This is a genomic window from Spirosoma luteum DSM 19990 (assembly GCF_000374065.1).
In the GTDB taxonomy this organism is placed as follows: domain Bacteria; phylum Bacteroidota; class Bacteroidia; order Cytophagales; family Spirosomataceae; genus Spirosoma; species Spirosoma luteum.
The window spans coordinates 26,576-38,113 of record NZ_KB893252.1; the positions used below are offsets into that span (position 1 = coordinate 26,576).

Consider the following 11,538-nt stretch of genomic DNA (forward strand, 5'->3'; position numbering starts at 1 on the left):
AAAAATCATTGACAATTGTATCGTCAGTCTACTAATGAAACGGCCTGTATGGACGAATGTTCGGTATGCAGGGAAAAGAGCTTTTTGGATCAGGCGTTTACCCGCCGTTACGAAGCCTATTCGTAGGCAATCCGGCTCAGGATACTGCGCCCGAGCGTTACTTCGTCGGCGTACTCCAGGTCACCACCAATGGGGACTCCCCGGGCAATGGTGGAAATTTTGAGGTTGAAAGGCCGGAGTCTCTTTTGCAGGTAGAACGCCGTTGTGTCTCCTTCCATAGTAGGGCTGATAGCCAGAATAATCTCCCGCACCTGTTCCCGTTCCGAACCGGCCAGCCGGGTCATGAGCGAATCAATCTGCAAATCGCTGGGGCCAACACCCTCTACCGGCGAGATGATACCCCCCAGCACATGATACAGCCCTTTGTACTGCGCCGTGTTTTCAATAGCCAGCACGTCGCGGGTATCTTCCACCACACAAATCAGCGACTGATCGCGCTTGTGACTGGCGCAAATCGTGCATATATCATTGTCGGACAGGTTGTGGCACTTCCGGCAGTATTTGACGTTGGTCCGCATAGCCGTCAGACTCCGGGCCAGTGATTCGGTTTGATCTTCGTCGCGTTTGAGGAGATGGAGCACCAGCCGGAGGGCCGTTTTCTTCCCGATACCCGGGAGTTTCGACACCTCATTGACCGCGTCTTCTATGAGTTTGGATGGGTATTCCAAGGATTCGCCTAATTAAAGAGTGAAAGAGAGAAAGAGAGAAAGAGTGCCATAACGGAAATCGGCTGACGCATCAACTTTCGTTCTTTCACTCTTTACTACTTTCGCTCTTTAGTTTAACACTTCCGCGTTGATGCCCCGGCGGCAGATTTCATTGCGCATGGGGACCAGTTCGTCCCAGGAGCCGTTTTTAACGGAACACTTGCCTTTGTAGTGAATCAGCAACGTACACTGTTCGGCCTGTTCGGGCGTGTGGGCGCAAACGTCTATCAGGGTAGCGATCACATGATCGAAGCTATTGACATCATCGTTGAACACCACCAGGTTATGAACGTCGGTCTCGACTACTTCATCCAGTACATCAACATTGGTCGACCAGTCGTTTTCTTCAAAAGGTTGCATGGAAAATAAAAGCGTGTTTACTTAGCAAATTTACGGCAAAATGGCCACTAAAAAAAGTCATTATCGCCATTATAAGAACCCCACTTGCGGCTGAAAAGTTGCCTTATTCTGCATGAACACGACTCTTGCCTTGGTGATTTTAATTGTCTATTTCGGACTGTTGATTGCTGTTTCCTTTTACACAGCCCGGGGTGCCGACACCACTACTTTTTTTACGGCCAACCGGCAATCACCCTGGTGGTTGGTTGCCTTTGGCATGATTGGCACATCGCTGTCGGGGGTCACGTTTATTTCGGTGCCGGGTGCGGTGGGCACCATCGGCTTTTCCTACTTCCAGGTCGTGCTGGGTTACATTGTAGGATACATCGTTATTGGTACCGTGCTGATGCCGCTTTATTACCGGCTCAACCTGATTTCCATTTACGGCTACCTCGAACAGCGTTTTGGGTTCTGGTCGTATAAGACGGGGGCGGGTTTCTTTATTCTGGCCCGAACCGTTGGTTCGGCCGTTCGGCTCTACGTAGCCGTTGGGGTGCTGCAATTGGCGTTGTTCAACGCCCTGGGTGTTCCATTCGAAGTGTCGGTTCTGATTACCATTGCCCTCATCTGGGTGTACACCTTTAAGGGGGGCGTTAAAACGATTATTGTAACGGATACCCTCCAGACGGTTTTTCTGGTTACGGCCGTGATACTGACCATAATCCTGATTTCGCAGCAACTGGGCCTGTCATTCAGCGGGCTGGTGCAAACGGTCAAAAACAGCCCGATGTCGCAGGTCTTTTTCTGGGATGCCAATGACCCGAAGAATTTCTTCAAGCAGTTTATTGCCGGGGCTTTTATCGCCATCGTCATGACGGGCCTTGATCAGGATCTGATGCAAAAAAACCTGACCTGTAAAAACATCGGCGAAGCCCAGAAGAATATGTTCTGGTTCACCATCACGCTGGTTTTCGTCAACTTCCTGTTTCTCTCCCTGGGGGTTCTGCTGTACGTTTTTGCCCAGCGCGAAGGCATTGCCACTCCCACCCGTACCGACGATCTGTACCCCCTACTGGCCCTGAATCATCTCGGCCTGGTGGTGGGCATCACGTTTTTGCTGGGTATCACGGCGGCTACCTACGCCAGTTCCGACTCGGCTCTGACAGCCCTGACCACCTCCTTCTGCGTCGATTTCATGAACGTGGAGAAGCGCCCCGAAGCGGAGCGGTCACGCATCAAGCAAATCGTTCACATTGGCTTTTCGGTGCTTTTTTTTATCGTCATCATCATTTTCCGGCAGCTGAACAGTAAGGAAGTCATTACGGCGGTTTTCGATATTGCGGGCTATACCTACGGGCCGCTGCTGGGGTTGTATGCCTTCGGGATGTCGAACAAACGACCGGTTACGGATTGGGTAGTACCCTTCATTTGCCTGGCCTCCCCGCTGTTAACCTACATTGTCAATGAAAATTCAGCGGCCTGGTTTGGTGGGTATAAATTCGGTTTTGAGCGGTTGCTACTCAATGGGCTGTTTACGTATGTCGGCCTCTGGGCCGTGTCGAAACCGGTAAAAGAAGCGGAACCGGTAGGAGTGTAAGTGATGGGATGGCTGGAAGCGGGTATTGTTTCGATGAACTGGTTCCGTCTCTAAACCGGCAGGTACACACTGAATGTGCTCCCCTTACCGGGTTGACTGGTGGCGGTAATTGCTCCCCCGTGGTTGGCAACCACTTTTTCGCAGATGGCCAACCCAATTCCCGTGCCGGAGTAGTGCTGCCGCCCGTGCAGTCGCTGAAAAACCTGAAAAATACGGTCTACGTATTTGGGGTCGAACCCGATACCATTGTCTGCGATGTCGATGTGGTGGTAAGCTTCTGCCCAGTGAGCGGGTTTTATGGAAGCAGGCAGCGTAGTTGACGAGACGATTTGATGGCGAATTCGTATAATCGGCGGGGTGTCCGGCCGGCGAAACTTCAGCGCATTGCTCAACAGGTTTAGAAAAAGCTGCCCTAATTGAGAGGCATCTCCGTGTATTCTGGGCATTGTTTCGATGATAACCTGCGCGTTCGTTTCGGTGATAACCAGGTCCAGATCATTCAGTATGGTGTTGATAACGTCCCGGACAAAAACCAGTTCGACGGTATCCTTCCGGTTCGCTATCCGGGAAAAAGTAAGCAGATCTTTAATCAGCGCCGACATTCGGTTGGCGGCCGATTGCATCCGCTCCAGCAAATCGGCTCCTTCGCCCAGCTGCGCTCCATACTCGTTCTGTAGTAAGTTGCCAAAGGATTGAATTTTACGCAGGGGTTCCTGCAAGTCATGCGAGGCAACGAAGGCAAACTGTTCCAGGTTTTGGTTCGACTGAATAAACAGCCGATTGGCTTCCGCCAGTTCTTCATTGGCCTGCACCAGTTCTTCGTTTGAAGCAGCCAGTTCTTCGTTACTTGTCTCCAGTTCACCCGTCCGATCCCTCACCTGCTGCTCCAGTTCGGCAGACAATGTACGGTAGCGTTCTTCACTAGCTTTGAGTTCATTCCGGGCCGTCACCTGCTCCGTTACGTCTACGGCCATTTCCATGATGGCGTACACATTACCCTCGGCATCATACAGGGGCTTATATGTATAGTCGAAATAGTACGTACCCAGCACTCCGTTTACGTTTAGGTTGGCAACGGCAGCCTTTTGCTGGTGCATTTTCCCCGTTGTAAATACATTATCCAGGATTTGCAGAAAGGGTTGCCCATTGAGTTCGGGTAATACATCGGACAGTTTCTGACCGGGCACCAATGGTCCCTTACCCCAATAAGCAAGCATTGTGGCATTGGCCACCTCTACCTGAAGCTCTCTCCCCACAAACAGGCAGGTTGCCACGGGGGCTTCTTCAATGAGTGAGCGGAATCGGCGTTCACTTTCCCGCAGGTTGTGCTCTATCTTTTTACGCTCCGTGATGTTTGGGCTAACGGTGGCCAGCCCGGTCACCTCGCCCGATGCAGGATCCGTAATCGTTACGGCATTCCACTGGAGCCAGAAAGGATGGCCGGTGCGGGCGTTTACGAAGCGAATCTCCCGCGAGAAGTGCCCTTCCTGCGGTAATTCGGCCAGGAGTTTTTCGGCCAGAGGCCAATCGTCCGGAAACACACAATCCCGGATGGTTTTCCCCACTAGCGTATCCCAGCCCAACATGGCTAGGGCCGCCGGATTGCCGTACTGCATGGATGTATCAACGGCAGCCATACCAATAAACTCCCGACTGACCTCCAGAATGTCAAGCAGCTTCTGGCGTTCTTCTTCAACTTCTTTCTGCTGGGTTACATCCTGCAGGGTACCGTTAAATTGGTAGGCTACGTTATCCTCATTAAACCACGCCCTGCCTTTGGCCCGCACCCGTCGCTCCTGCCCGGTTTGCGGATGGATGATGGTATAATCAATGTCGTACTGACCACCCGACTCGTAGGTCAATGCCCGTTGAATGGCATCCGTTACGCGCTGCCGGTCTTTTGCGGCCATGACCCGGATGGCCAGTGGCAGGTCAATTTCAGCCTCGGAGGGTAAGCCAAACCACTCTTTTAACCGCTCATTGCCAGTAAACCGATTGGTACGGGGGTTCAGGTCCCAGGAGCCCAGTTCCGTTGCTTCGATGGCAAAATGCAGTTGGTCTTTATTCTCGGCGAGTCGTTTCAGGTTAACTACCTTATCAGTCGTTTCCATGCAGGTAGTCAGCACACCTACCCGTTTACCCGCTACGTCGACAACAGGGCTGTAGCTGAACGTCCAGTAAATGTCTTCTATTTTTCCGTTGCGATAGAAAGGAATAAGCTGGTCTTCGCTCCAGGTTGTCTCTCCGCCAGACAGCACCTGATCAAGGAGTGGTTTGATTACGTCCCATATTTCCGGCCAGACATCAACGGCTGGTTTGCCAAGCGCATAGGGGTGTTTGCCTTCATTTCCCAAACTGGGGCGGTAAGCGTCGTTGTAGAAACAAAGCAACGGTTCGCCCCAGAAGAGAAACATCGGAAATCGGGAATTCAGAATAATACCGAGGGTTGTCTGCAAACTCGGGGACCAGGTATCCGGTGTGCCCAGCGCTGTTTGCGACCAGTCATACGAACGGGTTAAGTGGCCCATCTCGCCCCCACCCCTCAGGAATGCATACGTATCGGTATGTTGGCTTGGCTGCATAAGGCGAAAGATAGCGATTGATTGGCAACGAACGGATCATTCTATTTCGCTGTGATGAGGAGTATAAAACAAATGACCAACCGGAGCCGTCAGGAATTGGCCCAAAGAATACTTCGTAGGGTAAACCCCGCCACCGTACAATATGTTATGGCAATGAGTATATCAGTCAACCCAAAAGCAGATCTATCGTACGATGATCTGCTTTTGGGCATTAAGGTCGTTTTCGGAACTCAGGGAAACTTCGGAAACTTGCTGAAATCGGGCTTTCGTTTTTCCAGAAAGGCATCTTTTCCCTCTTTCGCTTCCTCCGACAGGTAGTAGAGCAGGGTAGCGTCCCCCGCCAGTTGCTGAATACCGGCCTGCCCGTCGAGTTCAGCATTAAATGATGCTTTGAGCATCCGCAGGGCAATGGGGCTTTTTTCCAGTATTTTCCGGCACCAGCCAATCGTTACCTCTTCCAGCTGATCGAGCGGGGCTACTTTATTGACCAGCCCCATATCCAGGGCTTCCTGCGCGTCGTACTGGTCGCACAGGAACCAGATTTCGCGGGCTTTCTTCTGCCCTACTATCCGCGCCAGATACGAAGCCCCAAAACCGCCATCAAACGAGCCCACTTTGGGGCCGGTCTGCCCAAAACGGGCATTATCGGCGGCAATGGTCAGGTCGCACACCACGTGCAGCACATGGCCGCCCCCGATAGCATACCCGGCCACCATGGCGATAACGGGCTTGGGTATCCGCCGGATTTGCATTTGCAGGTCCAGCACGTTCAGGCGGGGTACGCTGTCCTCGCCGATGTAGCCGCCATGCCCGCGTATTGACTGATCACCACCGGAGCAGAAGGCTTCGCCCCCTTCACCCGTCAGGATTACCACGCCGACGCGCTCATCCTGACGGGCCAGCTCCATCGCTTCCGACATTTCCTTTACGGTTTGGGGCGTAAAGGCATTGCGTTTGTGCGGGCGGTTGATGCTTATTTTGGCAATGCCTTCGTAATAACTGAACAGGATTTCCTGATATTCTTTAATCGGCTCCCAAGGGTAGTTGCTTTGCATTTTGAATGATGAATGATGAATGATGAATGATGAATTAGTCCAGCAACTCGTGCGAAATAACTCATCATTCATCATTCATCATTCCATAAGAGGTTTCGTGATAATTTACATCCCAGGTGTGGTCGGCCATCATCCGGACGGTGGCCAGGCAGCGTTCAAACGGAAATTTGCGTCCCCATTCGGTTGGGCCAACCATCGAGAGCAGGTCTGTACCATTCTTGCGCGTGTAGAAATGATACGTGTGCCCGACCACGGGTTCAAAACTCATCTGGGCGGAGTAGATGCGCTCTGAAATCTCCACCCGGTTGCGGATGGCCGTTGCCTGCTCGGCCAGTAGCTGCATTTGTTTATACAACTGGCTCAGTTGCATGTCGGTTTGCTCGCGCATGGCCGAAACGGCCCGTCCCGTTATTTTTCCTTTGTCTTCAGGACGGATAACGGCTCCCCCTGCTGTGTGCGCGTAGGCCAGCAGCCCCGGTGATTCGGCAACTTTATCCGGCGAAATGGGATTGATGAAAACTTTTGCTTCTTCCATACTTGTTAGTTGGGTAACCACCCGGTAAACGTCTTTGTTCACTGTCGTTGAATGACAAAAAATAACGCATATTTACACCCTAAAACGGCATAACGTCACAAAAGTAAACGAAACCGGTATGGAAACTACCCTCCCGTCCACCGAACATGCAGCATCACCCCGGCCTGTTTTCTTTCGCTCAGCCGGTATTGGTCTGGTTACCCTGCTTTTAATGCATCTGGCTTTTGGCTGTTCGGGGCAGTCGGGAAGTGATACAACACTGGTTCCGGTTCAGGGTATTAATTTCACGCTGAATCTGGCCGATAAAGCCAATGAGAACCTGACCGTTAAGGGCGGATACGTGGTGATGAATAATGTTATCATTGCCCAGACCAAAAGCGGTACGTTTGTGGCGGTATCCGTCAACTGCACCTTCGATAAAACAAGACTAGTATTTAAAGCCGCTGAAAATCAGTTTTATTGCCCGCTCGACCTCTCCCGATACGACACGACCGGTAACATAATTTCCGGCCCGGCTACCCTACCCCTGACCGCCTACAGAATAGAGCCAAATGCGGCAGCGGGCACGCTGGTGATTCGTAATTGATGTAGGCTGTCGACTTGTATCCCATGGCGCAGGTTGTACTCATACAGCCTGCATCCTCTCAAAATGGCTCTTTTCCTGACTCACCATACGCCCTGGCCCGCTCCCCAAACAGCCTACGAAGCGGAAGCACTGGCGTTTTGCCGATCTTGGCTAGCGGGTCAGAATACCTTTACCCTGCATACATCCGGCTCCACCGGAACGCCAAAACCCATTACTCTCACGCGGGCACAGATGCAGGCTAGTGCCCGGCTAACCGGCCAAACGCTGGGTTTAGTACCGGGTGATACAGCCCTGGTCTGTCTCAATATTCGCTACGTAGCGGGCATTATGATGCTGGTACGAGGACTGGAACTGGACCTGCCCATGACCATTATTGAACCGGAAGCCAATCCCTTCACTCACCTCACGGCTGATACCAATTCCTTTGCCTTTACTGCCCTTGTACCCTTGCAGCTACAGACCATTTTATCGGCGGGCAATGAAAGCCAAGCAGGACACTTGAACGCCATGAAGGCTATTCTGGTGGGGGGAGCGGCTACCAGTCCGGCTTTGGAACAGGCAGTACAGGGTATTACAGCGCCGGTCTACGCCACCTACGGCATGACTGAAACAGTGTCACACATTGCCCTCCGGCGGCTCAACGGCTCTACCCGAAGCGAGTGGTTTACGGCCCTCAATGGGGTTAACCTCGGTGTTGATGAGCGGGGCTGTCTGCACATCACATCGGCGGCTACCAATGGGGAGCAGATTCAAACGAACGATGTAGTTGACTTACCCGACCCCATGCACTTCCGGCTGCTGGGACGCGCCGACCGGGTCATTAATAGCGGGGGTGTAAAAATACAGCCCGAACAGGTCGAGCAGCTAATTCAGCGGGTGTTGGCGCAAAATCAGGCAAGCGGGTTGCCCCGTTTGTTTGTGGCTGGCCTGCCCGACGAGAAACTGGGGCAGCGGGTAGTGGTAGTCTGTGAACAGGTCTCCCTCTCTGATGCACAATGGACGGCCCTGCAGGCTATCATTCGAAAGGAAGCAGGCCCGTACGCCGTGCCCAGGGAATGGCTTACAGTGCCCCAATTTGCCGAAACGCCCACGGGCAAGGTTGACCAGCGAGCGATACTTGCCGGAATACGCTAACTTTGCCGTCTGCCAATTAATGCCTTATGTCTTTTCAACGTCTCCAGATTCGCTACCAGACCGCCCGATCGCTACCCGCGCCCTACGCTTATTTTTATACCCTTACGGCCCGGCCCGCGGCCAACAGCGACATACAGCTCGATCTGACCATGACGTATCCTGACCGAGACGATATCGACGAGGATGAACTAATTGCCGAAGGATTCACCCGGGAAGATGACCTCACCTGGTCGGGGCGATTACCCAAAAACTGGCTCGATACCCTGGCGAATCTCGCCCGCGCCACCCGCCTGCAACCGCTGGATGAAGAGGCAATGGGTGAAGACGATGATTTCCGGGAAATTACCCTCGAAACAAGTGGCGAAACGAAGAAACAGGGTGTTCCGAAGAACGGCGACGACTGGCAGTATGCGATGCAGGAACTGATTCAGGCCATCTACGAGCGCATGAATCGGGAACGGCCGTTTGAGTTGACTTACCTTGATAACGGGGCGGGTTCAGGTACGCTGGAACGCCGGTTAACCGCTTCCTTTGCCGACCGAACCATCCGACTTGTGCGGGTTCAAAACCAGCGGGAGCAAAGCAGCACCCTCCCCTGGTCCACCTTACAGCAGGTAATGGAACAGGTGTACGAACATGATTTTGATCCGCAGGATGCGCAGCTAAAACGGCCTTCCCGTAGCGGCCAATGGCTAAACCTGGGCACCGACGAATGGTATGACATCAGCAAACTGAAGAGCCTCACCCGGTTCCTCACCGACTTATAGACGCCACACTTCCGTGGATACCATTCCGCTAACTTGCACTTCCTGTTGATTGCGTTGCAAACCCGATTCGGCAAGGAGTCTCTGCCAGTCAGCCAGTTCTGCAGTTTCGATACCGGCCGTCAGCCGAAAAAAGCGGATCATTGTCCATAACAAAAGCTTCTGCCACCCAATTCGGGGGTTTACAAAGTCGGTAACGAACCACAAACCGTCAGGATTCAGCACCGTTTGAAGTTGGGGAATCAGGGCCGCTTGCAGGTATTCTTCGGTAAACAGGTCCAGCACAAAGGGGGTGATGATAACGTCGAACGACTCTTCCGGTTTCAGGCACGTTTCATCCCCCACCCGGAATACGACCGAACCCGCTACGTTGTGGTTAATTACCCGCTTACTGGCAAGGGCCAGCATGTTGGCAGATGCTTCCAGGTAAACGACCCGGTTTGGCTGGCAATGGGTAAGTACCTGCTGGAGTAGCCAGCCCGTTCCACCCCCCAAAATCAGTATCTGCGCGTTGGCCGGAATCTGCTTCAGAAATATGACCTGCGCCCGTCGTAACCGATGCCCAAATACTAAAAAAGCGAGGAAATCGTAAAAAGGAGCGACCCAATCGAAATTTGGTTTTCCAGCGGGCGAATGCTCCATAGGGCGGTTGTATTTCTTTCGGGAAGAATTGTTCTTTCCGGAACAAATATATCCCGAACAGCCGTCATAGTTAATTGAGGGCAAAACAGGAATCACTATTTACGCTATCATGCGCTCTTGTCGGGTCAATTCAGGCGAAGGTAAATTTCTTATAAATCGCGCTCAGTGCCACGGCATTTTCCAGTACCGTCACCGATTCGGTCAGGTTGTGAGCACTGGTATTGAGCCACAAGCCGGGCGTATCCGACCGCACATACGAGATAACCCAGGGTTTGTGCTGACTCACGAAAAGCACCTGCTGAAGAGCCGGAATCTGCTTGTACAGTTCCAGTTTCTCGCCCAGGTCATATACCTGGTTGCCGGTAGCTTCGATGAAGACTTTGATATTTCTACTGAATACCGTTCGTCCTGACTGTCGAGCAAAGCCACGAGAAGATAATTCAGACGGGAAACTAACGACTCGTGGGGTAGTGATGCCTGCGACATGGATATAATTTCACCGTTTATGTATTCAACATTGTATTCGCATTGTTCGGCAAAATCAACATACTCCTCAAAGGATGCTTTAACCCGAATGACCTCGGGGGAAAGGTTTCGTTCAGTAAGGGTTAACGGCAACAACTGGGTGGTTGTAGACATAACGGAGTCGGTTGTACAGGGTAAATCTACTGAAATAGGGGTATAAAAGACAGGCCCGCATCAGTCAATAACGATGTAAGATTAGCGTGTAAATCGACATTACCCCTAGATTTGCAGGGAAATAGTATCGACCACGATATGACACGTTTTCTATCAGGCACAGTCTTCTGCGGGCTTCTTGCCGGTTTAATTTTGACGACGATCTCCCCGACCTTTGGTCAGCGGCAGGAACTGTCGGTTTCACCAATTGGGTTCATTGAACCCAAAAATCAGTTGGTCCACTACGAACGATACGTAAACGTCCGGCACAGCCTAACCGCTTCCCTCGCCTATAACGGCAGCACACGCGGGCACGAACTGCTTATTCCGTACCGCACCGAACGGTTCACCAACGCCCGAGCAGTCATTGGCTACCGGTACTATTTTCCGGGGGTGGGCATCGGCGACGACCTAACGGTTTTTGCCTCGGCGCGGGCGGTGGTAGACTACTCATTACTAAAACTTTCTCCCAACTCCCGGCTCAACATTCCCACCGATTCATTGCGGGCGGCTGGTATTTCGCTTGCTCCCGAACTGCTGTTTGGCGGGAAGGTAACGTTAGGCAACCGAGTTACGCTGTCGGGTGCCATTGGTGCTCAATACATGGTCAAGTTATTTCAAACCAGTCAACTTACCCAGGCCCGGCCATACTGGGAATCCAGCGATTCAGAGCGGGGCGACTGGCAGAAAAACCGGCAACAAGCGGTTACGTTTCGTCAGGGCTGGTGTCCCTCCTTCCTAATCACGATGGGCATCATTCTGGGCAAACGCCCGAAGTAGCTTTGTGGGGGCACAAAATAAGGGCTAACACCGGGATGTAATGAATAACACCCGGTGTTAGCCCTTATTTCACGTTGAC

General features: G+C 52.4%; 12 protein-coding genes. 5 read left to right on the forward strand and 7 right to left on the reverse strand.

Translation table 11 applies throughout. The features are described from left to right. Positions 1 to 116: 116 nt before the first annotated feature. Entirely contained in the window at positions 117 to 728 is a 612-nt protein-coding gene (recR, locus tag B156_RS0110320; RefSeq protein ID WP_018619615.1) for a recombination mediator RecR, read from the reverse strand. 108 nt (positions 729 to 836) lie between these two features. After that, positions 837 to 1,127, reverse strand: coding sequence for an ATP-dependent Clp protease adaptor ClpS (locus B156_RS0110325; protein WP_018619616.1), 291 nt, complete (start codon positions 1,125 to 1,127; stop codon positions 837 to 839). Between the two features lie 112 nt (positions 1,128 to 1,239). On the opposite strand from B156_RS0110325, the gene B156_RS0110330 reads away from it, so the two are divergent. Continuing rightward, positions 1,240 to 2,703 carry a sodium:solute symporter gene (locus tag B156_RS0110330; protein WP_018619617.1) on the forward strand — a complete coding sequence of 488 codons (1,464 nt, stop codon included), beginning with the start codon at positions 1,240 to 1,242 and terminating at the stop codon, positions 2,701 to 2,703. Between the two features lie 50 nt (positions 2,704 to 2,753). Here B156_RS0110330 and B156_RS0110335 read toward each other — a convergent pair whose 3' ends face one another. The 3 genes from B156_RS0110335 to B156_RS0110345 all read right to left on the reverse strand — a co-directional run bounded on the left by B156_RS0110335 (position 2,754) and on the right by B156_RS0110345 (position 6,875). Then, on the reverse strand, positions 2,754 to 5,285 hold the full coding sequence (locus B156_RS0110335; RefSeq protein WP_018619618.1) for a PAS domain-containing sensor histidine kinase: 2,532 nt from the start codon (positions 5,283 to 5,285) through the stop codon (positions 2,754 to 2,756). A 230-nt stretch (positions 5,286 to 5,515) separates the two neighbouring features. Then, complete coding sequence (gene menB, locus B156_RS0110340; RefSeq protein ID WP_018619619.1) at positions 5,516 to 6,340, reverse strand: 1,4-dihydroxy-2-naphthoyl-CoA synthase; 825 nt, start codon at positions 6,338 to 6,340, stop codon at positions 5,516 to 5,518. 64 nt (positions 6,341 to 6,404) lie between these two features. After that, positions 6,405 to 6,875, reverse strand: a complete 471-nt coding sequence (locus tag B156_RS0110345; protein WP_026260739.1) for a DUF2452 domain-containing protein — start codon at positions 6,873 to 6,875, stop codon at positions 6,405 to 6,407. A gap of 118 nt (positions 6,876 to 6,993) precedes the next feature. On the opposite strand from B156_RS0110345, the gene B156_RS0110350 reads away from it, so the two are divergent. The 3 genes from B156_RS0110350 (at position 6,994) to B156_RS0110360 (ending at position 9,362) form a co-directional block, all read left to right on the forward strand. Continuing rightward, positions 6,994 to 7,461, forward strand: coding sequence for a QcrA and Rieske domain-containing protein (locus tag B156_RS0110350; RefSeq protein ID WP_018619621.1), 468 nt, complete (start codon positions 6,994 to 6,996; stop codon positions 7,459 to 7,461). 63 nt (positions 7,462 to 7,524) lie between these two features. Beyond that, positions 7,525 to 8,595, forward strand: coding sequence for an AMP-binding protein (locus B156_RS0110355; protein ID WP_018619622.1), 1,071 nt, complete (start codon positions 7,525 to 7,527; stop codon positions 8,593 to 8,595). 26 nt (positions 8,596 to 8,621) lie between these two features. Next, positions 8,622 to 9,362, forward strand: coding sequence for a hypothetical protein (locus B156_RS0110360; protein WP_018619623.1), 741 nt, complete (start codon positions 8,622 to 8,624; stop codon positions 9,360 to 9,362). Here the strand turns inward: B156_RS0110360 and B156_RS0110365 are convergent. Together B156_RS0110365 and B156_RS31320 are read right to left on the reverse strand one after the other, a co-directional pair. After that, on the reverse strand, positions 9,357 to 10,001 hold the full coding sequence (locus B156_RS0110365) for a class I SAM-dependent methyltransferase (RefSeq protein WP_018619624.1): 645 nt from the start codon (positions 9,999 to 10,001) through the stop codon (positions 9,357 to 9,359). The genes B156_RS0110360 and B156_RS0110365 overlap by 6 nt on opposite strands. A 130-nt stretch (positions 10,002 to 10,131) precedes the next feature. Next, the gene (locus B156_RS31320; protein WP_018619625.1) at positions 10,132 to 10,287 is read right to left on the reverse strand and encodes a hypothetical protein; all 156 of its coding nucleotides are present in this window, start codon (positions 10,285 to 10,287) and stop codon (positions 10,132 to 10,134) included. Positions 10,288 to 10,832: 545 nt separating this feature from the next. Here B156_RS31320 and B156_RS0110380 point away from each other — a divergent pair. Next, positions 10,833 to 11,459, forward strand: coding sequence for a hypothetical protein (locus B156_RS0110380; protein WP_157626989.1), 627 nt, complete (start codon positions 10,833 to 10,835; stop codon positions 11,457 to 11,459). The last annotated feature ends 79 nt before the right edge of the window (positions 11,460 to 11,538 follow it).

Excerpts from the sequence above, each read along its gene's own strand:
- B156_RS0110325 (WP_018619616.1), bottom strand. The coding sequence starts at position 1,127 with ATGCAACCTTTTGAAGAAAACGACTGGTCGACCAATGTTGATGTACTG.
- B156_RS0110330 (WP_018619617.1), top strand. The coding sequence starts at position 1,240 with ATGAACACGACTCTTGCCTTGGTGATTTTAATTGTCTATTTCGGACTG.
- B156_RS0110335 (WP_018619618.1), bottom strand. The coding sequence starts at position 5,285 with ATGCAGCCAAGCCAACATACCGATACGTATGCATTCCTGAGGGGTGGG.
- menB (WP_018619619.1), bottom strand. The coding sequence starts at position 6,340 with ATGCAAAGCAACTACCCTTGGGAGCCGATTAAAGAATATCAGGAAATC.
- B156_RS0110345 (WP_026260739.1), bottom strand. The coding sequence starts at position 6,875 with ATGGAAGAAGCAAAAGTTTTCATCAATCCCATTTCGCCGGATAAAGTT.
- B156_RS0110350 (WP_018619621.1), top strand. The coding sequence starts at position 6,994 with ATGGAAACTACCCTCCCGTCCACCGAACATGCAGCATCACCCCGGCCT.
- B156_RS0110355 (WP_018619622.1), top strand. The coding sequence starts at position 7,525 with ATGGCTCTTTTCCTGACTCACCATACGCCCTGGCCCGCTCCCCAAACA.
- B156_RS0110360 (WP_018619623.1), top strand. The coding sequence starts at position 8,622 with ATGTCTTTTCAACGTCTCCAGATTCGCTACCAGACCGCCCGATCGCTA.
- B156_RS0110365 (WP_018619624.1), bottom strand. The coding sequence starts at position 10,001 with ATGGAGCATTCGCCCGCTGGAAAACCAAATTTCGATTGGGTCGCTCCT.